Here is a 22672-nt window from a genome sequence, read left to right as displayed (position 1 = left end):
TGCGGTGCAGTCCTAGACAGCTCCACCACACCGGAGGTCTTCGCCATGATCAAGCACCGGCACGTGTCAACAACGCTCGTGATCAATACACCTAGCGCACCGGTCCGGCATACGACCGGCATACGACCGCAGGTGCGAGGCCGTGTCCGTGTCCGGAGTGGCGCGGGCGGCCGGAGTGGCGGCGGAGGCTCATGCATCCCATGGGCATATGCCGGAGGGCAGGCTACTCCTCGCCCGGTGCCGCTGTCCCGGTTTCGCCGAACTCTCCGGAGCGGTGGCGTTACTGGCGGTAGACCTGACTGCCATGAGCGCATGGTTACGAGATGAATCCCCGCTGAGTCCCGGCACGGGCGACGACGAGCGACGCGCCGACATCTTCGCCCTCCTCCGTGACGAGGGCCGCCGGCACACCGCGCAGATCACGCCGGCCGGCGCGGACTGGCTCGCCTCCTCCGGACCGTATCCCCGCTCCACGCTCTCGCACTGGGCCGCCCGGCCGACCGCTCCCGGCGTACTGTCCTGCGGCTCCGTCTTCGACGTGGTGAACGTCCCCTGGGTCTTCGGCCGCCGGATGCTGGAGCGGCTGTGGTCCGAGGGGCCCGGCTCCGGGCCGGTCGCCGCGTACCGCGGCCGTACGCTCCTCTTCGCCGCGCCCGGCACCGCCCAGCGGCTGCCGGCCCTGCTCTCCTGGGAGGAGTGGAGCGGTACGGGAGCCGAAGGACCGGCGGCGGCGCCGGTCCCGCCGCCGCTGTTCTGCCACGGCGTGGGCGACGCCGTGACCGTACCGCCGCTCGCGCCCGGCGCCGCCTCGGGACCGCGCTGGGTGGTCGCTCCCGACACCCGCCATCCCTGGCTCCCGGGACCCGAGGTCCTGCTCTGGGCCTGTGTACGGGCGGCCCGTGCGACGGCGAGGACCGCCCGCGCCGGGACCGGGCCCATACCTCGGCCCAGGACGGCCGCCACCACGGCGGAGCGCCAGCCGCAGTCGTGCTCCTGAGCACCTCCTGACCACCGGAAACGGCCCGAAAACGCCCCGGGAGCGGCCCCCGAGCGGCCTCGCGTATATCGATTTTTCCTCCCGCCGATCCTGGTGCTAAGGTCTACGACGTCAGCAGGCGCCGCTAGCTCAGTTGGTTAGAGCAGCTGACTCTTAATCAGCGGGTCCGGGGTTCGAGTCCCTGGCGGCGCACCGACGGAAGAGGCCCTTCGTGAGAGCGAAGGGCCTCTTCGTTTTCCGCTCGGTGTTCCGCCCACGAGCGCGGCGTTTCACGAGTGCGGCGTGATCTTGACCGTCCAGGCGCCTCCCGCCGTACGGTCCGCCACCTCCACCTTCGTCCGCTCTCCCGGCACCGTGAACGTCTCGCCGACGCCCAGCGGCGCGTCCGCGAGCGGCGGATACACCGACTGGTCCCAGCAGGCCTGGCTGTGCGGATGCGTGTCCACCACCTCGACCGGGCCGCCGCCCGACGCCGTACCGCCGCGCACCCGGTAGATCAGCACGCCCTCGGTGCAGGTGTGGAGATCGTTGCCGGTCGCCGCGCGCGCCTCGATGACCAGGGCGGAGTTGTCACCGGTCCTGACGACCGCCAGCCTCGTCCCCGTACTCCCGGCCACCGACGGCGCGGCGGCGATCGGCTCCAGGCTGAGCAGACTCGTACCCGTCGATCCGACACACCGCACCTGGCTCCGGTCCAGCCAGCCGAGCTTCCACTTGTGCCAGCCGAAGAGATCCGGCGACATCCCGAACTGGCTGCCCATCACATCCCAGTCGCCGACATAGGTGTCCCAGTCGCCCTTGCCGTCCACGGGCCGGTGGTAGAGATCCGGCAGATCGAAGACATGCCCGGTCTCGTGAGCCAGCACATTGCGGTCCGGAGGATGGCGCTCGAAGACGGTGACGATGCGCTTGATCTCCGTACCGTCCGCCTTCATCGGCTGCTCGAAGTTGACCACCTTCGTGGCGTCGGAGTCGACACCGGGAGCCTCCGGATCGGCGACCAGATAGACGACGTCGTAGCGCGAGAAATCGACCAGCGGATCGGCGGTGGCCAGCGCGTCCCGCAGATAGGCCGTGCGCCGGGCCGGCTCCCAGTCGCGCCGCATCCCGTACTCGGTGGAGGCGTGCGGCATCCGCGCCCACTGGAGCTTCGGATGCGCCCGCAGCGTGAACTTCCCGTACGAGGCCTGCTCGTAGAAGCGGCTGGTGGCCGGGAAGTGATCGGCCGCCAGCTCCGCCGGATCGGGCAGCTTCTTGGAGTCCGGGAAGGAGAGAAAGACCATGACCGCGTCGAGCGGACGGTCCGGGCGCGGATAGGAACCGTTCCAGGTGTCGAGACCGAGGGAGTGATGGGCGGAGGTCCGGGTCAGCGCGCAGGGCCCTTCGGCGACCGCGTCCGCCGCGGGCCCGGTGACCAGCGCCATGGCGGCGAGCGCCATCAGTGAGATGAAGCCGGCCGCGGTACTGCGCAGGCGGGGCCGGTCCACTCCCGCCGATGGCTGCGGACGCTCCACATCGACCTCCGGCTCCGGTTAGGGGATACCTCACCCACACTGTGCCGTTTTATGGTGATACGCCCTGTTCCGCTGCCCCACACGGGTGAGGAGTGTCACGCGTTCTGTCCGACACCCCGACGGGTCACGGAAAGTCACAGGGCCTCACGGCAGGGCCGACCGGGCCACAGGCAGGCAGAAACGATCGCCCGAGGGCGGACCGCCGGCGCCTGACGCTCGCGTTCCGTCCACCGGAGCTGGAACGGCCACCCGGCCGCCCTCTATGATCGGCACACTTTCCCTGGCCGGCCGTCCCGACCACTCGGTACGACTTGTACGACACGACTGCACCGCGGGAGCGAGCCGTGAGCGGAACCTCCGAAGGGCCGCAAGGGCCGCACCGGCAGCGCCATGCGGCGGTCGCCGCGCACGGCGGCGACGGGCCTCCGGCCGGTGAGACGGTCCATGAACCGGCCAAGGATTCGATCACGGAGCGTCATCCCATCGGCAGAGTCAGCGACACCGCCGTGGACGGACGCGACTACCGCGCCGCATTCCACGCCGCCCAGCTCGCCATGGCGGTCCTCGACAACGAGGGCACCGTCATCAGCGCCAACGACGCGCTCGCCGCCCTCCTCGGCACCCAGCGCGCCGCGCTCTTCGACCAGTCCGCCGCCGACCTTGTCGATCTCGCCTCGGACGGCCGCACCTGGCACGCCTATCGCGCGGTGCTGGACAGCCGCCGCGCCCACTTCCGCTGCACACGCCGGCTCAAGCACTCCGACGGACGGACGCTCTGGGCCGAGGTCACCGTCGCGCCCGTACCGGAGAGCAGCACCGCGCTGCTGTCGATCGCGGACATCAGCGACCGTCGCGAGCTCCAGGCGCGGCTGCGCCATCTCCAGATGCACGATCCGGTGACGCGGCTGCCCAACCGCACGCTGTTCTTCGAACGGCTCGCCTCCGCGCTGGAGACCTCGGCGGCGGCCGGATACGGCGGCGGGACGAGCGGGACGTACGACGCCGGAGCCTATGCCCGGGGCCCGTACGGCGATGCAAGAGGCGATGGCAGAACAGGGCGGATCGGTCTGTGCTACCTCGATCTCGACGGCTTCAAGGCCGTCAACGACACTCTCGGCCACCGCACCGGCGACCGGCTGCTCGCCGCCGTCGCCACCCGTCTCACCGAATGCGCCGACCAGGACGGATACACGCGCAGCGGCGGCCACTTGGTCGCCCGGCTCGGCGGCGACGAGTTCGCGATCCTGGTCGAGGACTCCATCGGCACGGAACAGCTCGCCGATCTCGCCCGCTCCGTACTCACCGCGCTCCAGCGCCCTTTCGATCTGGCCGGGCAGCGGCTCTCGGTCTCGGCCTCGATCGGCGTCGTGGAACGGGCCGCAGAAGGCACCACGCCGACCGGTCTGATGCAGGCCGCCGACACCACGCTGTACTGGGCGAAGGCCGACGGCAAGGCCCGCTGGACGCTCTTCGACCCGGAGCGCAACGCCCACCGGATGACAAGGCAGGCTCTGACCTCGCGGCTGCGTCCCGCGGTCGAGCGCGAGGAGTTCGTCCTCCAGTACCAGCCGCTGGTCGGGATGGCCGACGGAGTGGTACGCGGCGTGGAGGCGCTGGTGCGCTGGAACCATCCGCAATTCGGGACACTCGCGCCGAATCGGTTCATCGGAATCGCCGAGGAGGACGGCTCGATCGTGCAGCTCGGCCGGTGGGTGCTGCGTACGGCCTGCCGCCAGGCCAGACAGTGGCAGCTCGGCCATCCGCACGCCCGGCCGCTCTTCGTCAGCGTCAATGTCGCCGTACGCCAGGTCTGGGACTCCGATCTGGTCGCGGACGTGGCCGAGATCCTGGCGGAGACCGGACTCGCGCCGCATCTGCTGCAACTGGAGCTGACCGAGTCCGCGGTGATGGGCTCGGCGGGCCGGCCGCTCCAGGCGCTCCAGGCGCTGAGCGACATGGGCGTACGGATCGCCATCGACGACTTCGGGACCGGCTACTCGAATCTCGCGTATCTGAGCAGGCTGCCGGTCTCGGTGCTCAAACTGGACGGCTCGTTCGTCCGTGGCTTCCGGTACGACGAGGGCGTCCATCCGAATCCGGCGGACGAGACGATTGTCGAGGCGCTGGTCCAGCTCGCCCACCGGCTGGGGCTGACGGTGACCGCGGAGTGTGTGGAGACCTCGGGCCAGGCGGCCCGTCTCCAGCGGATCGGCTGTGACACGGGCCAGGGCTGGCTCTTCTCCCGCCCGGTGGCGCCGGAACGGATCGCGGAGATGATCGCGGCGGGCGCGGGCGCGCAGAAGGCCTGATCCGGCCGGAGGTCCGACCGGCGGGCGCGGTCCGCGCCTTTCCCGAGAGTGTGACCCTCGTCTCAGACGGGCAGGGCGTAGGCGTCCGCGATGAGTTCGTAGCTGCGCAGCCGCGCCTCGCCGCCATGGGCATTGGCGGTGATCATCAACTCGTCGGCGCCGGTGCGCTTCTGGAGGTCGTTGAGACCGTCCCGTACCGCGTCCGGCGTGCCATGGACGATATTGGTGAGCCAGGTGTTCACGAACTCCTGCTCCAACGAGCTGAACCGATACGCCTCCGCCTCCTCCGGCGTCGGCACGAGCCCAGGGCGGCCGGTGCGCAGCCGGACCATCGAGAGGGCGCCGGTGAGCACCTGGCGACGGGCCTCGCGCTCGTCGTCACAGGCCATGGCCGCGACACCGATCAGGGCGTACGGAGCGTCCAGCACCTCGGAGGGACGGAAGCTCTCACGGTAGAGATCGAGCGCCGGGATCGTGTTCTGCGCCGAGAAGTGGTGGGCGAAGGCGAAGGGCAGTCCCAGCACACCGGCCAGCCGCGCGCTGAAGCCGGAGGAGCCGAGCAGCCAGATCGGCGGCCGGGCGGTGGGCCCCTGGACCGGCCCCGGGACGGCGTGGATACGGGAGTACGGATGGCCGTCGGGGAAGTCGTCGTCCAGGAACCGGGTCAGCTCGGTGAGCTGCTGCGGAAAGTCGTCGGCGCCCTCGTGCAGCCCGTCGGAGCGGCGCAGCGCCGCCGCCGTGGCCCCGTCGGTGCCCGGCGCGCGTCCGAGGCCCACATCGACACGGCCGGGAGCGAGCGCCTCCAGCGTGCCGAACTGCTCGGCGATCACCAGCGGCGCGTGGTTGGGCAGCATCACACCGCCCGAGCCGAGCCTGATGCGCTCGGTGTGGGCGGCGAGATGGGCGAGGATCACCGCGGGCGACGAGGACGCGACGCCCGGCATGGAGTGGTGCTCGGCGACCCAGTGCCGGTGGTAGCCCCTGCTCTCGGCGAGCCGCGCCAGCGCGACGCTCGTACGGAGCGACTCGGCGGCGGTGGAGCCCTTGCCCACCGTGACCAGGTCCAGTACGGAGAGAGGCACTGGGGCCGTGCCCTGTGCCGTACCCCGAATCGCGTCCGTCGTGCCTCGGCTCGTGTCGTGGTCGTCCACCGGTCTGACCCTTCTGCGCGGAAGTGCGTACACGCGTACAGAAGGGCTGCAACAGGAGGGGCTCTCCGGTTATTCCTGCCCGGTGGCTTCGTGCCCGGTTGTTTATTCCCGCGCGGTCATGCCCGCCCGGCGGTGCCCGCTACTCCCGGCTCGCGAACAGCGTGCCGAGCCGCGGTGCCCACACCCTGCGCTGCGCCAGCCGCAGCCCTTCCCAGACCGACACCTGGTTCGCGGTCAGGACCGGCTTGCCGATCGCCTCCTCCAGCTCGGGCACATACGCCGCCGTGTGCAGGGCCGTGTCCGGGAGCAGGACGGCCTGTGCGTCCGGATGGTCGCCCGCGCGGGCCAGCTCCAGCACCTGGTCCCATCCCCAGGTGCCGACCTCGGCCGCCGTGATGATCCCACTGGCCCGGTCCGCGACCACTTCGGTCCCGGCCGACTTGAGGAAGGCGGTGAAGTAGCCGGTGACATCCTCGGGATAGGTGGCCGCGACGGCGACCCGCTCGACGCCCAGCTCCCGTACGGCGTGGACGAAGGCGAACGACGTGCTCGACGCCGGCAGCCCGGCGGCCCTGGCCAGGGTGCGTGTCTGCTCGTGGGCGCCCTCCCACCCGTACACGAAGCTCCCGCTCGTACAGGCCCAGACCACGGACTGGGCGCCCGCCAGCCGAAGCTCCGCCACGCCCTCGGCGAGCCGGTCCGCCGAGCCCATCTCGATCAGCGCGTCGACGCGGTGGGCGTCCTCACCGATGTCGGTGTGGACGACGGCCAGCCGGATGTCGATGCCGAACAGCGCCTCCATGCGTGGATAGTCGTCCTCGGCGGAGTGTCCGGGATAGAGGAATCCGACGGTGGTCATGTCCAGCCTTCCTTACTCATCACTCATCAGGCAGCGGCTCCGGAAGGGACTCGGTGGACGATTCGGGCAGCGGCTCCACAGATGATGCGGATGACGCGGGTGACACGGGTGACGCGGGTGATATGGCGGGCCCCATCGGTCCGATCGGCGCGACCGGTCCCATCGGCACCACCGGCGGCAGGGCCTGTATCGACGGTATGGACACCTCCCGTGTCTCGCTGGGCTGCTCGTACGCGTCCCGCGCGTCCAGAGCGTCCCGCACCTCGCGTACGTAGTGCGCCTCGCCCGCCTCGCGGCGGTCGAGCAGCAGCCCTTGGTACGGACCGACCGCGTGCGCCCCGAGCCTGCGCAGCGCCGCCCACATCGTCACCTGGTTGGCGGACAGCACCGGCATCCGCAGCTCCGCCTCCAACTGCGGAATCGCGTCATACGTCGGCAGATTCGTACAGCTGATGAAGAGCGCGTCCGCCGACCCGACGACGGCCTCGCGCGCCATGTCCACGACCGAGCGATAGGGCACCTTCCAAATGTGCCGCGTCAGGCCCAGAAAGGCGCGCCCAGTGACGGTTGCCCCGACCTCCGCCAGATAGTCCTCCAGCGCCTGGGTGACCGACTCCGTATAGGGCGTGACCAGCGCAATCCTGCTCGCGCCCAGCTCCTCCAGCGCCTCGACCAGGGCTCCCGTCGTGGTGAGCGAGGGCACCTCGCCCGCCCTGGTCATCGCCTCGCACATGGCGCGCTCACCGGCCGGTCCGCCGACAAAACTGCCCGAGGTGCAGGCGTACGCGATCACCTCGGGCTCGGATGCGCCGAGTGCCCGTACGGCCTCACCGAGCGTCTCGTGCTCGCTGACCAGCCTGGCCAGATCGAGGGAGACCTCGACGGGCACATACGGCGTCCTGGTCACGCGCAGCGAGATGTCGTCGGGCACCCAGCGCCACAATTCGCGATCAAGGGCGAAATCGAAAGGGGCGACCACACCCACTCCACGCTGCGGTTGTGGTCCACCCAGAAAGGAGACTTGCAAGACGGGCCCCCTTAGCCTGTTATTGACGACGGTAAGAGCCAGGTGCAAGCGTGGTCAATCCGCCCATCTCAGACGTTGCACGGATTTTCCCCGGTGGAAATCAACCGCACCATCAGCCCCGCGCGCAAACCCGTCAGCAGACCCATCCGCAGACCGCCCGACCGGTTCCGGCAGAAGGGCTTCTTGCCATGCCAGCACCCACGCTCCTCGTTCTGGAGGCGGATCCTCCGCCGCGTCTCGGCCGGCTCACCGGCAAGGCGCGTATCCGCCACTCGGACGAAAGCGGCCTCGCGGCCCAACTCCCGCTCGCCGACGTTCTGCTGGTGTGGGATTTCACCTCCGACACGGTAAGGAACGCATGGCCGGGAAAGGGCCCGCGGCCCCGCTGGGTGCATACCGCGAGCGCGGGTGTGGACCGGCTGCTCTGTCCCGAGCTGATCGATTCCGACACGGTCGTGACCAATGCCCGGGGCATTTTCGAGGAACCCATCGCCGAATATGTCGCCGGATTGGTGCTCGCCATGGCGAAGGACCTGCCCGGCACGCTGGAGCTCCAGCGTCAGCGCCGCTGGCGCCATCGCGAGGCGCTCCGGGTCGCGGACAGCAGGGCCGTGGTGATCGGCGCGGGCCCGATCGGCCGGGCCGTGGCCCAGACGCTGCGGAAACTGGGAGTGACGGTGGCGGTCACCGGCCGTACGGCCCGTCCCGGCGTGCACGGTCCCGAGCAGCTCGACCGGCTGGTGACCCGGGCCGACTGGCTGATCAGTGCGGCGCCGCTGACGGACGCGACGCGCGGGATGTTCGACGCGCGGCTCTTCGGGCTGATGCAGCCCTCCGCGCACTTCATCAATGTGGGACGAGGACAGCTCGTCGTGGAGAGCGATCTGATCGCCGCGGTGTCCAAGCGGTGGATCGCGGGCGCGGCGCTCGATGTCTTCGAGCAGGAGCCGCTGGACCCGGAGAGCCCGCTGTGGGACGTGCCCGGACTGATCGTGTCCCCGCATATGAGCGGTGACACGGTCGGCTGGCGCGACCGCCTGGGCGCACAGTTCGTGGAATTGTATGAACTTTGGGCCGCCGGAAAGCCGCTCCCTAACGTGGTGGACAAGAAACGTGGGTACGTCCCCATGCATGACTGATCACACGCACCGGACCGAGCCGCAGGCCACGCACGCCCCGCACGTCCCGCGCGTCCCCTCCGATCCGGAGGGCCTCGCCGACCTCACCGCGCGGCAGCTTCTCGTCGGCTACGAACAGGGCGAGTTCTCGCCGGTCGAGGCGGTTCGTGCAGTGCTGGAGCGCATCGAGGCGGTCCAGCCGCTGGTCAACGCCTTCGTCCGGGTGGACGCCGAGTCGGCGCTCGCCCAGGCGGAGGAGTCGGCGGGACGGTGGCGCAAGAAAGAGCCACAAGGGCTGCTCGACGGTGTGCCGGTCTCGGTGAAGGACATCTTCCTCCAGCGCGGCGGCCCGACCTTGCGCGGTTCGAGGACCGTACGGCCCGAGGGCCGCTGGGACGAGGACGCGCCGGCCGTGGCGCGGATGCGGGAGCACGGCGCGGTTCTCGTCGGCAAGACGACCACACCGGAGTTCGGCTGGAAGGGCGTCACGGACTCGCCGCTGTCCGGAGTGACCCGTAATCCGTACGACCACTCGCGTACGGCGGGCGGATCCAGCGGTGGCAGCGCGGCGGCGGTGGCGCTGGGCGCGGCCCCGCTGTCGATCGGTACGGACGGCGGCGGCTCGATCCGTATCCCGGCGTCCTTCTGCGGGATCTTCGGGCTCAAACCGACGTACGGGCGGGTGCCGGTCTATCCGTCCAGCCCGTTCGGCACGCTCGCCCACGCCGGGCCGATGACCAGGGACGCCGCGGACGCCGCGCTGCTGCTGGATGTGATCAGCGGCGCGGACTGGCGGGACTGGTCGCAGCTCGCGCCGGCTCCGGCCCTGAGCGACTCACTGGCCGACGGTGTGCACGGGCTGCGGATCGCGTACTCCGCCTCCTTCGGCGGTCAGGTCGCCGTACAGCCCGCGGTGGCCTCCGCCGTACGGAACGCGGTGAGCCGGCTCGCCGAGCTCGGCGCGTATATCGAGGAGGCCGATCCGGACATCACCGATCCGGTGGAGGCCTTCCACACGCTGTGGTTCAGCGGCGCGGCCCGGCTGGTGCAGCCGCTCAACCAGGACCAGCGGCAGCTTCTCGATCCCGGGCTGCGCGAGATCTGCGCGACCGGCGCGCGCTACAGCGCACTGGACTATCTGGCGGCGGTGGACGCGCGGATGGAGCTGGGACGGCGGCTGGGCCGATTCCATGAGTCGTACGACCTGCTGGTCACACCGACGCTGCCGATCACCGCGTTCGAGGCGGGCGCGGAGACGCCGACGCGCTCGGGCCTGCACCGCTGGACGGGCTGGACGCCGTTCACGTATCCGTTCAATCTGACGCAGCAGCCCGCCGCGAGCGTGCCGTGCGGAGTGGACGCGAACGGACTGCCGATCGGAGTGCAGCTTGTCGCCGCCCGGCACCATGACGCACTGGTCATGCGCGCGGCACACGCGCTGTACGAGTCGGGCGCGGCGCGAATCCCGGCACCGGGCGGCAGCAGCCAGTCACAGCACTAGGCCCGGCGGAAGTTGAGCGTTTCGCCGATGGCGCCCGCGCGCCACAGATCCTGGCAGGCCTCGGCCATCCGGTCGAGGCCGTCCACCACCGAGCCCCAGACGATGCCCGGGATCCATCCCATGTCGCCGTTGATCAGCAGATTGTTGCGCTCGTAGAAGAGGGCCAGATCCACGACCGTACGGCGACCGCGCACGGCCTGCTCGTCATAGCCGTACGACGAAGTGCCCAGCTCCGTCTCGGAGAAGGTGAAGTAGCAGAGATCGCCCGGAATGGGAGTGACGGTCGGATTCTCCAGCGGTGGCTCCTCGGCGGCGAAAGCCGGGAACAGCGCGTAGATCTCATTGCGGGCGTATTTCGCGTGATAGACGTCCGAGCCCAGCGGCAGTGCCTCCCATACCGCCGCGCAGGTGACCGGAGCCCGGTCATCCAGGAGTTTCGCGGTGCATTCGATCCCGCGCTTGTCCAGCGACACAGTCACAAATCGGTCGGTCATGTCCCCATGGTCCTCGTCTGATCGGCCGAGTCAAGGACGCATGATCCGAATGAAGCCGGGTAGCCGCGCGGCCATGGCCTCACCACCGGAGCACAAGAAGAGAAGAACGGCAGAAACGACGGAAACGACAGAGCGGCCGTCCCTGGGACGCCGTTCGCTGTTGCTGGGTACGGCGGTGCTCGGCGCCGCCGGCACGGTCGGCACCGCCGGATGCAGCCGTATTCCCTCCGGTGACACTCTCGCCCGGCTGAAGTCGCAGCGCACGGTGCGGCTCGGAATCGCCGGTGAGGCGCCGTACGGATTCATCGACGAAAAGGGCGACTTCACGGGCGAGGCGGTGGAACTCGCCAAGGTGATCTTCAAGCGGCTCGGTGTCGCGGGCGTACAGCCGGTGGCCACCGATTTCTCCTCGCTGATTCCCGGGCTGAACTCCCAGCAGTTCGATGTGGTTTCCGCCGGGATGTATATCAACAAGGAGCGCTGCGCCCAGGTCATCTTCGCCGATCCCGAATACCAGATGCTCGACGCGTTCATCGTGCCCAAAGGGAACCCGAAAGGGCTGCGCTCGTACCAGGATGTGGTGCGGACCGGAGCGGCATTCGCCACCGGCACCGGCTACGCGGAGATCGACTATGCGATATCCGCCGGAGTGCCGGAGAAGGAGATCGTCATTCTCCAGGATCCGGTGGCCGGGCTGAACGCCGTCGAGTCCGGCCGTGTCGATGTCTTCGCGGGTACGGCGCTCACCGGCCGGAGCGTGGTGAAGAAGAGCCGCAAGGCCGAGGCGACCGAACCGTTCGCTCCGGTCGTGGACGGAAAGAAGAAGATCGACGGCGGCGGTTTCGCCTTCCGGCCCACCGACACGGATCTCCGTGATGCCGTCAACACCGAGATCCACCGGATGAAGAAGAGCGGCGAACTGTTCCGTATTCTCCGGCCGTTCGGCTTCACCGAGACGGAGATGACCACGCTGACGGCAGAGGAGCTGTGCGCATGACAGCCGGCCTCTGGACACAGTGGATGCTTCCGGGCATCTGGATCACCGTTCAACTCACGCTGTACAGCGCCGCGCTGGCCACCGTCGTCGCCTTCGCCGTCGGAACGGCCCGTACTCACCGCGCACGCCCGGTCCGCTTTCTGGCGGGCTGCTACACCGAGATCTTCCGGGGCACCTCGGCGCTGGTGCTGATGTTCTGGCTCTTCTTCGTCATGCCGGGCCTGTTCGGCTGGGCGCTCGTCCCGATGTGGGCGGCAGTGCTGGCGCTGGGACTGTCTTACGGAGCGTACGGCGCCGAAGTCGTGCGCGGCGCGCTCAACTCGGTGGCTCCGGCACAGCGCGAGGCGGGTATCGCGCTGAACTTCACACCCTGGCAGCGGCTGCGGCTGATCACGCTGCCGCAGGCGGTGCCGGAGATGATCCCGCCGTTCTGCAATCTGCTCGTCGAACTGCTGAAGGGCACCGCGCTGGTCTCCCTGCTCGGTGTGGCCGATGTGTCGTTCGCCGCCTATCTGGTGCGGCTGGCCACTCAGGAGAGTGCCCAGATCTACTCGGTGACGCTGGTGATCTATTTTGTGCTCGCCTTTGTCCTCACCCGTGGAATGCGAGCGCTGGAACGGAAGACCAAGGCCGGAACAGGCATCGTCACCACATCGGGAGGTGCCCGGTGAACGGCTGGGACTGGTCCGCGGTCGCGGACTTCATGCCTCGTTTCTGGGACGGCCTGCTTCTCACTCTTCAGGTGCTGGTGCTCGGCTCACTCCTCTCGTTCACGCTCGGTCTTCTCTGGGCGATCGGATTCCGGGCGGAAACACGTTTCGTAAGGTGGCCGGTCCATGCCGTCACCGAATTCATCCGGAACACTCCGCTGCTGGTGCAGCTCTTTTTCTTCTTCTTCGTCCTGCCCGAGTGGGGCGTGCAGTTCTCCGGACTCACCACCGGGACCATCGCGATCGGGCTGCACTACTCGACGTACACGGCGCAGGTCTACCGGGCCGGGATCGACGCGGTGCCGGCCGGACAGTGGGAGGCGGCCACGGCGCTCAGCCTGCCCACCGGCCGGACCTGGACGGCGGTGATCCTGCCGCAGGCGATCCGCAGGATCGTGCCGGCGCTCGGGAATTACGTCATCTCGATGCTGAAGGACACACCGCTGCTCGCCGGGATCAGTGTGCTGGAGATGCTCCAGCAGTCCCGGCTGGAGAGCGCGTCCACCTTCCAGTACACCGAACCGCTGACCGTGGTCGGTATCGCCTTCATCCTCATCGCCTACCCGGCTTCACTTCTGATGCGAGCCCTGGAGCGCCGTCTTGTCCGCTGACCTCCCTCCCACGAACCCGAACCCGAACCTGAACGCGAACACCGATGAACTGATCCGTTTCGACAAGGTCACCAAGAGATTCGGCAAGAACACCGTCCTGGACGACCTCTGTTTCTCCGTACGGCCTGGAAAACATGTCACTCTGATCGGCCCGTCGGGCTCCGGCAAGACCACAATTCTGCGGCTGCTGATGACCTTGGTACGGCCTGACGAGGGCACCATCACCGTCAGCGGCGACCAGCTCTTTCCGGCGGGCCCCAAGGAGGTCCGCGAGATACGCAAGAACATCGGCATGGTCTTTCAGCAGTTCAATCTCTTCCCGAACATGACCGTGCTGCGCAATGTCACCGAAGCGCCGGTCCGGGTGCTCGGTCTGAGCCGGGACGAGGCGGAGGCGCGCGGCCGTGAGCTGCTCGATCTGGTGGGCCTCGGCGACCGCTGCGAGGCGAAGCCGGCCCAGCTCTCGGGCGGCCAGCAGCAGCGCGTGGCGATCGCCCGCGCGCTCGCGATGCGACCGCGGATCCTGCTGCTGGACGAGGTGACCTCGGCACTCGATCCGGAACTGGTCGCCGGAGTGCTGGACGTACTGCGGGACATCGCCCGCACCACGGACATCACGATGCTCTGTGTGACCCATGAGATGAACTTCGCCCGGGACATCTCCGACGAGGTCCTGATGTTCGATTCCGGCACGGTCATCGAGTCCGGGCCGCCGGAAAGAATCTTCTCGGCGCCGGAGCACGAACGGACGCGCGAGTTCCTTGGGGCGGTCCTGTGAAACTCTCGCGTATTTCCTGTGGCCAACAGGCGGCCCGTACAGGGCTGTTCGCGGCTATCGTGGTGAGCGGAAAAGCGTGAGCTCGCGGTCACAGCCTGACAGGACACGAGGCAGGACGCGAGGCGGGACACGAGGCAGTACTCAAGGCAGTACGTGAGGCAGGGCCTGGGGAGGGCGGAACCGTGGCGTTGAAGCCGGAGCCGACCGCGCCGTTCCACTCGGTGCGGTACGTCCTGCGCGTTCTGGAGGCCGTGTCCAAGTACGGCGGCGCCGGAGTGACCGATGTCCAGATCGCCCGGGAGAGCGGACTGCCGAGCGGACATCTCGCGCCGCTGCTCTCGATGCTGCGGCGCGAGGGATATGTGGAGCGGGTCGCGGACGGTGCCTATGTGATCGGTGACTCGCTGGCGCTGCTCGGCTCGGGTCACGCCCGGCGGCAGGCACTGGAGGCCAGGCTTCAGGAGTCCCTCGACGAGCTGCGCGACTCCGTGGGCGCGGCCGTCTATCTCAGCCGGTACATCGACGGCGAGATCAAGGTCACCCAGATCGCCGACGGCCCGCTGACGCCCGCGGTCAACGAGTGGGTCGACTTCCGCTCCACGGCCCACGCCAGCGCGATCGGCAAGTGTCTGCTGACGCAGCTCGACCGGAACGGCCGCCGGGAGCATCTCGCCCGCCATAAGATCGCCCGTTTCACCTCCCGGACGATCACCAGCGAGCGACTGCTGTTCTCCCGGCTGGACAGCCGGCCGCCGACGGTTCCCGTGCTCGATCTCCAGGAGTACGCGGTCGGAACGGTCTGCGCGGCGGTCCCGCTCACGGCGGGCTCCACGGTGGGCTGTCTGGCGCTCTCGCTCCCGGTCGAGTACGCGCACCGGCTGCGCTCGGCGGCGGAGACGCTGAACCGCAGAGCGGCCCCGATGGCGCTGTCACTGACGATCCAGGGCTGACAGTCCAGGACTGACGATTCAGAACCGTGGCGCCTGGTCCGGAGCACCTCGGACCACCGGGTATTATTTTCGAGTCGGCAGGCGCCGCTAGCTCAGTTGGTTAGAGCAGCTGACTCTTAATCAGCGGGTCCGGGGTTCGAGTCCCTGGCGGCGCACAGACAGGGCAGGGCCCCTCGCGGAAGCGAGGGGCCCTGTTGTCGTAAGGCTGACGGTCCTGCGGCCTCAGTCTGCCGACAGGCCTCAGGCCACCGGCGGACTTCAGGCGACCGAGCGCGAGCCGTCGACCATGGGGCTCACACCGAAGATGTCGACCGCGTGGTAGTACGTCCACGCCAGGGCGTCGCAGGACACCTTCGTCGCGCCCGAGTACTTCGCGCACACACGCTTGAGGTCCGCGTAGAAGGCGGAGTCGATCCGGGCCTTGTTCGCGCTGAACGTACCGGCCGCCTTGTAGTTGCGGTAACCGAAGTCATGGCGCACACAGGCGTTCTGGAAAGGGAAGCCGAAGGGATTGTCCGGCGAGGACGAGCAGTAGTCCGTGGACCAGTCGAAGCCGTAGGCCGACCAGGCACCCTGGTTGCCCCGGGCCGCGAAGAAGGAGTTGTAGCTGCTGGCGGACTCCTGGGTCCAGCTGCTGAGGACCTGCGGCTTGTCCGCGGGCGCGGCGGTGGCCGAGGTGGCCGTGAACAGGGAAGCGGCGAGGGCGAGTACGGCCGAGGCGAGCGGAAGAGCCAGACGTCTGCGCATGACGGAACAACCTCCGGACGGGTATGGGGGGAACGCTCCCTGCCTTGGTCGGCATGGAGCGCCGTAAGCGTGAAGGGCACGGCTGTCGCACGGGTCTACGCGCGATGACCGCCGCGGGAATGGTCCCCCAAATCCCGGCGGAGGCAAACCCTTCTCACACCGAACTCGCCTCTGAATGCTTCCAGTTGACGGTTCCGTCCCCAGTTGCCCGGTTCCCGGCCGGCCCTCACCGGGACACCGGGCGCGCGTCAGGCCGTACAGGCGTACGGGCCTACAGGCGTACGGGCGCGTCGGAGCGTGTGCCTCGGGAGGCGCGGTCCGCGCGGCGGCGGACCGCACGGCGCCGCGCCTCCCGAGGTTCTTACGATCTCTTACGACTCGTCCGGCTACTGGCTACTGACCACGCGTCAGAGCCGTCAGAACGGTCGGAGTCGTCAGAACTGGACGTCGGAGCAGGCGTAGAACGCGTTCCCCGTGTCGGCGATGGTCCACACCGCCAGGATGATGTGCCGGCCCGACCTCGACGGCAGGTTGCCCGAGTGCGAGAGCGTCGCGGGCGGCTGCTGGTTGTTGTACGGCACCGTCAGGAACGGCTGGGTGTCCAGGGCCGCGCGGGTGAGCGGCGCGGACGAGTTCCATCCGTTCTTGGTGATGTAGTACTTGAAGTCGGTCGTGGCGTGCCGGGCGGTGAACTGCCAGCGGAAGTTGTAGCTCTGGCCGCCCGAGACCTTGGTGGTCGGCCAGGCGCCGCCGCGCGGGTCGTCGAGCTGCGCGAACTGGCCGAGGCCGCCCGAGCAGAGCTTGCCGTCAGCGGGACCGCCGGCCGGGAAGCCCTTGGGCCCCTCGACACTCTGCGGCTCCCACTGGATGTTGCCGCAGTTCGTCACCGTGCCGTTGGCACAGAGCTTCTGACGGCTGATGGGTGAGTCGGTGTAGCCGTGGCTACTTGCGCTGCTGGTGGCGAGCAGGGACACGCCCGCCACGGCGAGGCCGACCACGGCCGCGCCTATCTTCTTTCGCATGCTTCGCTCCAGAGAACGTGGGGAGTTCGGTGAGCCGTACTGCACGCGTGCAGGGGAGAACAGTCTGCGGTCTAGACCAAGCTCTAGAGTATTAACGGAACTTGACCGTGTCCATAACAAGTACGAGCCAGGTCCAGACCAATTACAGCCTCTCGCCGATGCCCTGCCGCCCGGTGTAGAAGGCCACGGTGAGGTCCTTCACCAGCACCTTGCGCTCGTAGTCGTCCAGTTCGACCAGCCCGCGCGAGGTCAGACGGCGCACCGTGTCGTCCACCGCGTCCACCACCGAGGTGAGCACACTGTCCCGGTGCCTGGCGTCGAGCGCCGCGATCCGGCTCCGCTGCATCGCAGCTGCGATTTCCGGCGCGTACTCGATCCCTGTCGGCTGCGCGGAGAAGACGTCGACGCCGACGGGCCGGCACTCGGCCGAGAGCATACGGGTGAGCGCGTCACCGACGGCCTCCGCGTTGCGCAGGGTCGGCGCCTCGTCGTGGAACGCGTCGGCGGGCAGCTGGGAGAGCACCCGCGCCATCGCCGCCTCCACCTGCTCACGCAGATACTCCTCGTGGTCCCGGACGCCGAGGGCCGCGCGCACGGTGTCCCTGACCCGCCAGACGACCAGGACGACGACCCGCAGCGCGGTGCCGTTCGAGTCGACCGCGGGCATCGGCTCGCTGCGCCAGTGCCGCAGCCGTACGTCCACCTTGCGGCGCACCAACAGCGGGCTCACCCAGAGCAGTCCCGTACGGCGCACACTGCCCCGGTAGTCACCGAAGAGCGTCAGCACCCAGGCCTGGCCGACCTGGCCGCGGCCGAGTCCGCCGAAGGCGAAAACCACGACGGTGCCGCCGAACGCGAGCAGGGCCCACTGGCCGAGCCCGATGCCACGGTCCGGTTCGGGCCGCAGCCCGAGCAGTCGCGCCACCGCGTCCGGTACGGCGCCGACCCACCACAGCAGCGCCGCGCACGCGGTCAGCGTCAGGAGCCCGACGAGCGAGGCGACCCAGCCGGGCAGTACGGGCCCGGGCCGCTCGGCGAGCCGTGGATCGACGGGCGGCGCGGGCCGCAGCGGCGCCGCGGGTACGGCCACGGGCGCGGGCTTGGGCTTGGACGCGGGCACGACGGCGGGCGTGGCGGATACAGCGGATACGGCCGGCCCGGCGGGCACGGGCGGCGGCACCCGCCGTACCCGAGGCTGCTCACTGGTCCCCAAGCGCCGTCCGACGACGGTGGGCGGCCGGACACCGGCCGGCTCGTCGCGGAAGAGCAGATGGACCGGGATCTCCTGGGTGGACTCCCCGACGATGAGCGGGCTCCACCGAGGAGTGTCGCCACCGCCCGGGCGGCCCGTCGATCCCGGCTGCCTGCGGATCGCGGGCTCGACGGACGATTCGCCCGCCTCCGCACCGCCAGGACCGGCCGCCCTCGCCGTGTCCTTCGTCGGCCCAGGGTCCGTATCCCCATTTCTGTCCGTGGACGTGGACGGCTTCGTGTCGCCGCGTCCGTCGCCCGCGCCCGGTCCCACGCCCGTGTCCAGGGCGCTTCCCGTACGGACCGAACTCCGCGCGGTCTGCGCGACGAGAGGCGCGGTCACCGAACCTCCCGTCGGTGCCCGATCCGGTGCCGAATAGCCCACAGCGGCGTACTCGACCGTCTCCGCGTCATCCGCGGACGACGCGGTGTCCGGCTCCGGCTGCTTCACCGTCGCGGTCGGTACCCACATCTCGGCGCCGAACACCGAGCGCGCCGAGCGGACAGCCGGTGTCGTGCCACCGCCGCTGCCGGGTGTGACGGCCGGAGCCGCCGGGAAGGGCCCGTCGTCCGACGGCGCCGGCGGCGCGGCGGACACGGATGTGCCGCTCCCGTCCGGCGTCGGAGCGTTGGGAGCGTCCGGAACATCCGGAACGTTCAGGGAGCGCCCGCCGTCCGCCGGAGGCACGGCGGGCGCCGGGTCCTCGTCGTTCGGGTGCGAGGTCGTCGTCGTCATCCTTGCCTCCGTCATGCGAAGAGTCGCTGCCAGGTCCCCGGGCCGGGGTATCCGTCGGCTCGGGCACCGCGCCAGCCCTGGGCGCGCTGGAACGCCTCGACATTGCGCCGGTCCGCCTCGGTCCAGACCCGTCCCGGGCCCGAGGTGTAGTACCTGCCGAAGCCCTTTCTGATGAGCTGCTTGCCGAGCAGCTCGACATACGTACTGCTGCTGCCGGGCCGGAAGTGCTGGGCGCCCGGATACGCGGGCACCCGCCCCGACGTACCGCCTCCGCCACCACCGCCACCGGCGCCACCGGGACGGCCGCCACCACCAGGACGGCCGCCGCTTTCGCCCGCGCCCGCCGCCGGGATGTCCTTGCCGAGGCCCTTCACCAGATACCGCCAGGTTCCCGGGCCCGGCCGCCCGTCCGCCTCGGCGCCGCGCCAGCCCTGCGCGCGCTGGAACGCCTGGGTGGCGCGCCGGTCGGCCTCGCTCCACCGAGGTCCCGGCCCATGGGCATAGAAACGTCCGCCGCCACGCCGCACCAGCATCCGGCCGAGCTGTCCGACGTACGCGTTACTGGCGCCGGGCCCGAACGCTCCCGCGCCCGGATACAACGCCGACGCGCCCGTCCCCGTCCCTGTCCCCGCGCCCACGCCCGGTCGTCCCTTGGCGTCATCGTTCTCGGCCAGCCCTCGGTAGCGATACGGGACGTAGCGGCCGGAGTTGCTCCAGTACGCCATCGGCGTGGGCCGGCGACGGGCGTGCGGCTGGGCCTGCTCGTACGCCAGGTAGGAGGAGTGCGTGTAGTCGGTCCAGCCGCCGAAGATCGTGACGTGCGAGCCCTTGATCGGGCTGGCCGGATTGTGGAAGAGGAGCATGTCGCCGGGCTGGAGTTCCTCCCGGTCGATCTCCACGCCGTACCGCGCCAGCGTGCCCGTCCACTCGTTCCCCGCGAGGTTCCAGGCCATCGAGACAAAGCCGGAGCAGTCCTGGCGGTAACCGTCCGACCAGAACTTCTCCAGGCTGTACGGCACTCTCGCCGACGCCCAGCGCTTGGCGCGGTTGATGATGTCGGCCCGGGTGGATCTGCGCAGCGCCGTCGCGTACCGGTGCGATCCGGGGCCCGGCAGCGGTCGCCCGTAGAGCGGGGCGCTGCCGCCCTGCGGAGTCGCCGGACTCGGCCCGGCGGCCACGCCCGTGCCCGTAGGTACGCCCACGCCCGTATGGACGCCCGTGCCCGCCGATGCCGCGAGCGCCGTCGTGTCCCGTGTCATGTCCGCCGGCCGCCCGGCCGCCGCCCACGCCGTTCCCGTGTCCATGCCCGCGACCGTCCCCGTCGTACCGAGAGCGACGCCCGTCGCCGTGGCCAGAAGCAGTGCCCGCCGGGCGCCGTGTACGGCCGGATGGCCGCCCGCCCGCACCGGCAGGCCCCTGGCCAGAGCGCGCCGTCGCTCCGCGCATCCGGCGCAGGCGCAGTCGCGAGCCGGCTCGTACTCCTCGAAGACCGGGACGGTCATGCGTTCCCCTCCACACTCATCAAGATCTTTCCGATGCGATCGGCGGGCCAGTGTCCCATCTGTCCGGACAAATCGCATTTTGACGGATCAAGGGGAAGAAAAGACAATCCGACAGGCCGCAACAGCCATCAAATGGTCGGGGCACCTCTCCCGGTCCGGTAGAGTTCTCCAGGTCAGCAGGCGCCGCTAGCTCAGTTGGTTAGAGCAGCTGACTCTTAATCAGCGGGTCCGGGGTTCGAGTCCCTGGCGGCGCACGCACAGCAGAAGCCCTCTCATCGCGGATGAGGGGGCTTCGCTCGTTCCAACAACCGGTGACGCTTTGGCGCATGCTCGCCAACACACCGACCGTACCGGCCTATCAAATCGCCCAAACGATCGACAACCGGCCTTTCTCTCCCTTGCGATCACGACCTCGGTCGGACAACCTATCCTGAACGCATTGACTCCAATGGGGCACGCGGTCCGAACAGTTGGATGGACGCGGCGCGGGGGAATGCCCCCATGGGCGGGTGCAACCGGATGGCCACTGTTTCCTGTCCTTCACACCTCAGAAGCGGCGGACAGCGCCATACGACAAGACACCAGAGAGCTACCTCGCCGGCCTCCACCCGCACGCCTCGGTGATCTCGATCAAAAACCTCGCCAGGACCACCCATTGATCACGACTCAATACGCGCCTAATGGAGGCGACGTCCCTGGTCCGATGGTTGTGTGAACCAGCCGCCCAGCCTGGAGAAAGCATGTTAGTGTGACCGGCCATGCACTCTTCGTGCCGGGGCGTAGGTCCGTCTATATTGACATCCCAACCACAGGAGTCGGCTTGGCATTTCGTGCGGGGACCGGCCGTTGTGCCGCGCTGTTGCTGACGGTTGCATCAGTGGCCGGAGTTCTCACCGGATGCTCCGTTCTTGACGCCGGGCTCGACCGAGGCTGCGAGAACACCGAGAGCCGGGTCAAGGAGCTGGAGTCTCAAGACATCCTCGACTCCCGGCCCGAAGGAACCGTCGCACCTCAGGGCTTCGAGGATCTTGACTCCGGCTGCTGGGCGGACAGCGGCGATGCGTGGGTATTCGCCAACCGGACCTACGTATTCCCCGGTGACAAGGCCGAAGTGATCCCGTACTACCGGGCGGCGGCGAAGCGCGATGGCTGGGAGCTGTCTCAGGCCTACGCGAAGTCGTCGACAGTAGAACGGCCTGCGGATCTGTGCTTCACCCTCGGCAAGGGGGACAGCACGACGACGCTGGAGGTCTACTTCCTGACCGCGGAAATCCTCGATATGGAAGGGCGCAAGCCCGGGCCTGAATTCAGCTCTGGATCCGGCTACCGTGTGGCCATCACCTCCCCGGCAGACGGTTCTACGACCAGTTGCTCGGACTGAAGCCGACCCGCTATGCAGAGGGAGCCGGGGTCTGGGTATCCAGTTTGCGCACGCCCTCGAGATCCATCTGTACTGCGACGAACGGCCGACCGGGGCCTCGTTCTGCCGGGCTGTAACGCCTGCGCCCGCATGCCCTTTGGGTCGGGCCCGCCCGCGGGACCGGCCCGACCAGGTGATCGCCGATAAGGGCTACAGCTCCCGGAAGATCCGCCTCTGTCTCCGCTGGTGAGGCCGCCTGCATAGCATCCCGAACGGGGTGGCCGCGCTCTCAGCCGCCTCAACCGAACTCGCGCGGCGGCCAGTCGACTTGGCCCCACGGACCTGCCGCAGGGCGTTCCCTTATTGGCTGATGATCACGAGTCTTTCCGTTCCAGAGCATCGGCAAGACGGGTGAGTTCCTCCTGAGGCGGCAACTTCGGAGGCAGCGGCAAAGGAGGGCCGGAGGCTGCTGCGAGTCTCCTGCGGGGTCTGTGCGGACCTCTACCGAACCGGTGCCCGATGCGGCCCCCAGGGCCACAGTCGGTGGGGGGGACCATTCACGCATCCAGGACTGTCAGTCCATCACTGGACAGCCAGGGTGAAGCGCCGCCCGCGTTGCGGCGACAGCGACGTTCCGCTCAAATCCTGCAAGCCATCCCTTGGCACGTTCAGACACCAAGAGCACGGACGGACTCCGCCGCGTCGTCACGCCAGGTGGCCACCCTCCCCCACCGATCGCGTCACAGCCATCTCCGACCTCGCCCACCCTCCGGGGCCAGTCCCTGTGCCAGGAGAAGCAACAGTGCGTGAAACAGACAGATCTGATGCAGTGTAAGGATTTATACAGGCATTTCCATGCCCGGAGGACCTGTGGCGATACTAAAGGTCTAGTAAAAATTGACGGCGCGTATCGCGTACCCGGGGTGATCAATATCGTCATGAATGCCCCTTCTTGCATGCCTGGCGACTCGAAGGTTCGCGCAGGACGCTGCGAGTACCTCTCCGGTGGGGGAGGTGCTCGCCCCGCTACGGAACGCA

General features: G+C 69.0%; 19 protein-coding genes and 3 tRNA genes. 13 read left to right on the top strand and 9 right to left on the bottom strand.

From position 1 onward, the window contains the following. The first annotated feature begins 304 nt into the window (after positions 1-304). Together ACFV6H_RS30505 and ACFV6H_RS30500 are read left to right on the top strand one after the other, a co-directional pair. Complete coding sequence (locus ACFV6H_RS30505) at positions 305-997, top strand: hypothetical protein (protein WP_385548583.1); 693 nt, start codon at positions 305-307, stop codon at positions 995-997. A 118-nt stretch (positions 998-1115) separates the two neighbouring features. Beyond that, positions 1116-1189: transfer RNA gene (locus ACFV6H_RS30500), tRNA-Lys, on the top strand. Positions 1190-1266: 77 nt separating this feature from the next. Here ACFV6H_RS30500 and ACFV6H_RS30495 read toward each other — a convergent pair. Continuing rightward, positions 1267-2511 carry a M6 family metalloprotease domain-containing protein gene (locus ACFV6H_RS30495; protein WP_384987497.1) on the bottom strand — a complete coding sequence of 415 codons (1245 nt, stop codon included), beginning with the start codon at positions 2509-2511 and terminating at the stop codon, positions 1267-1269. A gap of 344 nt (positions 2512-2855) precedes the next feature. Between ACFV6H_RS30495 and ACFV6H_RS30490 the strand changes: the two genes are divergently transcribed. Further along, positions 2856-4820 carry a putative bifunctional diguanylate cyclase/phosphodiesterase gene (locus tag ACFV6H_RS30490; protein WP_385548580.1) on the top strand — a complete coding sequence of 655 codons (1965 nt, stop codon included), beginning with the start codon at positions 2856-2858 and terminating at the stop codon, positions 4818-4820. Positions 4821-4882: 62 nt separating this feature from the next. Here ACFV6H_RS30490 and ACFV6H_RS30485 read toward each other — a convergent pair whose 3' ends face one another. The 3 genes from ACFV6H_RS30485 to ACFV6H_RS30475 all read right to left on the bottom strand — a co-directional run bounded on the left by ACFV6H_RS30485 (position 4883) and on the right by ACFV6H_RS30475 (position 7857). Beyond that, positions 4883-5971 carry an LLM class flavin-dependent oxidoreductase gene (locus tag ACFV6H_RS30485; protein WP_384987501.1) on the bottom strand — a complete coding sequence of 363 codons (1089 nt, stop codon included), beginning with the start codon at positions 5969-5971 and terminating at the stop codon, positions 4883-4885. A 139-nt stretch (positions 5972-6110) separates the two neighbouring features. After that, the gene (locus ACFV6H_RS30480; RefSeq protein WP_384987503.1) at positions 6111-6830 is read right to left on the bottom strand and encodes a decarboxylase; all 720 of its coding nucleotides are present in this window, start codon (positions 6828-6830) and stop codon (positions 6111-6113) included. Positions 6831-6849: 19 nt separating this feature from the next. Next, positions 6850-7857 carry a decarboxylase gene (locus ACFV6H_RS30475; RefSeq protein ID WP_385548576.1) on the bottom strand — a complete coding sequence of 336 codons (1008 nt, stop codon included), beginning with the start codon at positions 7855-7857 and terminating at the stop codon, positions 6850-6852. A 188-nt stretch (positions 7858-8045) separates the two neighbouring features. On the opposite strand from ACFV6H_RS30475, the gene ACFV6H_RS30470 reads away from it, so the two are divergent. Both ACFV6H_RS30470 and ACFV6H_RS30465 read left to right on the top strand, forming a co-directional pair. Beyond that, the gene (locus ACFV6H_RS30470) at positions 8046-8996 is read left to right on the top strand and encodes a D-2-hydroxyacid dehydrogenase (protein WP_385548573.1); all 951 of its coding nucleotides are present in this window, start codon (positions 8046-8048) and stop codon (positions 8994-8996) included. Then, positions 8989-10476, top strand: a complete 1488-nt coding sequence (locus ACFV6H_RS30465; protein ID WP_385548570.1) for an amidase — start codon at positions 8989-8991, stop codon at positions 10474-10476. The genes ACFV6H_RS30470 and ACFV6H_RS30465 overlap by 8 nt, the downstream gene beginning before the upstream one ends. On the opposite strand, the gene ACFV6H_RS30460 is transcribed toward ACFV6H_RS30465, so the two are convergent. After that, the gene (locus tag ACFV6H_RS30460) at positions 10473-10970 is read right to left on the bottom strand and encodes a DUF3830 family protein (protein ID WP_384778294.1); all 498 of its coding nucleotides are present in this window, start codon (positions 10968-10970) and stop codon (positions 10473-10475) included. The genes ACFV6H_RS30465 and ACFV6H_RS30460 overlap by 4 nt on opposite strands. A 49-nt stretch (positions 10971-11019) precedes the next feature. Between ACFV6H_RS30460 and ehuB the strand changes: the two genes are divergently transcribed. From ehuB to ACFV6H_RS30430, 6 genes are all read left to right on the top strand, one after another. Beyond that, positions 11020-11967 carry an ectoine/hydroxyectoine ABC transporter substrate-binding protein EhuB gene (gene ehuB, locus ACFV6H_RS30455; protein WP_385548566.1) on the top strand — a complete coding sequence of 316 codons (948 nt, stop codon included), beginning with the start codon at positions 11020-11022 and terminating at the stop codon, positions 11965-11967. After that, positions 11964-12638, top strand: a complete 675-nt coding sequence (ehuC, locus tag ACFV6H_RS30450; protein WP_385548563.1) for an ectoine/hydroxyectoine ABC transporter permease subunit EhuC — start codon at positions 11964-11966, stop codon at positions 12636-12638. Before ehuB ends, ehuC begins: the two co-directional genes overlap by 4 nt. A gap of 32 nt (positions 12639-12670) precedes the next feature. Then, the gene (gene ehuD / locus ACFV6H_RS30445) at positions 12671-13288 is read left to right on the top strand and encodes an ectoine/hydroxyectoine ABC transporter permease subunit EhuD (protein WP_384986513.1); all 618 of its coding nucleotides are present in this window, start codon (positions 12671-12673) and stop codon (positions 13286-13288) included. Continuing rightward, positions 13278-14066 carry an amino acid ABC transporter ATP-binding protein gene (locus tag ACFV6H_RS30440; RefSeq protein WP_385548560.1) on the top strand — a complete coding sequence of 263 codons (789 nt, stop codon included), beginning with the start codon at positions 13278-13280 and terminating at the stop codon, positions 14064-14066. The genes ehuD and ACFV6H_RS30440 overlap by 11 nt, the downstream gene beginning before the upstream one ends. 182 nt (positions 14067-14248) lie before the next feature. Next, the gene (locus ACFV6H_RS30435) at positions 14249-15016 is read left to right on the top strand and encodes an IclR family transcriptional regulator (protein WP_385548557.1); all 768 of its coding nucleotides are present in this window, start codon (positions 14249-14251) and stop codon (positions 15014-15016) included. Between the two features lie 81 nt (positions 15017-15097). Next, positions 15098-15171, top strand: a tRNA-Lys gene (locus tag ACFV6H_RS30430). A 103-nt stretch (positions 15172-15274) separates the two neighbouring features. Here the strand turns inward: ACFV6H_RS30430 and ACFV6H_RS30425 are convergent. The 4 genes from ACFV6H_RS30425 to ACFV6H_RS30410 form a co-directional block, all read right to left on the bottom strand. After that, positions 15275-15763, bottom strand: coding sequence for a phospholipase (locus ACFV6H_RS30425; protein WP_384778307.1), 489 nt, complete (start codon positions 15761-15763; stop codon positions 15275-15277). Between the two features lie 434 nt (positions 15764-16197). Continuing rightward, positions 16198-16785, bottom strand: coding sequence for a lytic polysaccharide monooxygenase (locus ACFV6H_RS30420; protein WP_093602418.1), 588 nt, complete (start codon positions 16783-16785; stop codon positions 16198-16200). 142 nt (positions 16786-16927) lie between these two features. Next, on the bottom strand, positions 16928-18772 hold the full coding sequence (locus ACFV6H_RS30415; RefSeq protein WP_385548553.1) for an SPFH domain-containing protein: 1845 nt from the start codon (positions 18770-18772) through the stop codon (positions 16928-16930). An 11-nt stretch (positions 18773-18783) separates the two neighbouring features. Next, complete coding sequence (locus ACFV6H_RS30410; protein ID WP_385548550.1) at positions 18784-20274, bottom strand: peptidoglycan-binding protein; 1491 nt, start codon at positions 20272-20274, stop codon at positions 18784-18786. 180 nt (positions 20275-20454) lie between these two features. On the opposite strand from ACFV6H_RS30410, the gene ACFV6H_RS30405 reads away from it, so the two are divergent. After that, a tRNA-Lys gene (locus tag ACFV6H_RS30405) sits at positions 20455-20528 on the top strand. A gap of 623 nt (positions 20529-21151) precedes the next feature. After that, positions 21152-21655, top strand: a complete 504-nt coding sequence (locus tag ACFV6H_RS30400) for a hypothetical protein (protein ID WP_385548548.1) — start codon at positions 21152-21154, stop codon at positions 21653-21655. The last annotated feature ends 1017 nt before the right edge of the window (positions 21656-22672 follow it).

The sequence above is a fragment of the Streptomyces sp. NPDC059743 genome (genome assembly GCF_042732975.1).
Taxonomy (GTDB): Bacteria; Actinomycetota; Actinomycetes; order Streptomycetales; family Streptomycetaceae; genus Streptomyces.
The sequence above is the reverse complement of the archived record's forward strand: the minus strand, read 5'-3'. Positions and strand labels throughout refer to the sequence as shown.

Coding starts and splice junctions, on each gene's coding strand:
- ehuC (WP_385548563.1), top strand. CDS start 11,964: ATGACAGCCGGCCTCTGGACACAGTGGATGCTTCCGGGCATCTGGATC.
- ACFV6H_RS30460 (WP_384778294.1), bottom strand. CDS start 10,970: ATGACCGACCGATTTGTGACTGTGTCGCTGGACAAGCGCGGGATCGAA.
- ehuB (WP_385548566.1), top strand. CDS start 11,020: ATGAAGCCGGGTAGCCGCGCGGCCATGGCCTCACCACCGGAGCACAAG.
- ACFV6H_RS30410 (WP_385548550.1), bottom strand. CDS start 20,274: ATGACCGTCCCGGTCTTCGAGGAGTACGAGCCGGCTCGCGACTGCGCC.
- ACFV6H_RS30480 (WP_384987503.1), bottom strand. CDS start 6,830: ATGACCACCGTCGGATTCCTCTATCCCGGACACTCCGCCGAGGACGAC.
- ACFV6H_RS30420 (WP_093602418.1), bottom strand. CDS start 16,785: ATGCGAAAGAAGATAGGCGCGGCCGTGGTCGGCCTCGCCGTGGCGGGC.
- ACFV6H_RS30425 (WP_384778307.1), bottom strand. CDS start 15,763: ATGCGCAGACGTCTGGCTCTTCCGCTCGCCTCGGCCGTACTCGCCCTC.
- ACFV6H_RS30505 (WP_385548583.1), top strand. CDS start 305: ATGAGCGCATGGTTACGAGATGAATCCCCGCTGAGTCCCGGCACGGGC.
- ACFV6H_RS30465 (WP_385548570.1), top strand. CDS start 8,989: ATGACTGATCACACGCACCGGACCGAGCCGCAGGCCACGCACGCCCCG.
- ACFV6H_RS30415 (WP_385548553.1), bottom strand. CDS start 18,772: ATGACGACGACGACCTCGCACCCGAACGACGAGGACCCGGCGCCCGCC.
- ehuD (WP_384986513.1), top strand. CDS start 12,671: ATGCCTCGTTTCTGGGACGGCCTGCTTCTCACTCTTCAGGTGCTGGTG.
- ACFV6H_RS30470 (WP_385548573.1), top strand. CDS start 8,046: ATGCCAGCACCCACGCTCCTCGTTCTGGAGGCGGATCCTCCGCCGCGT.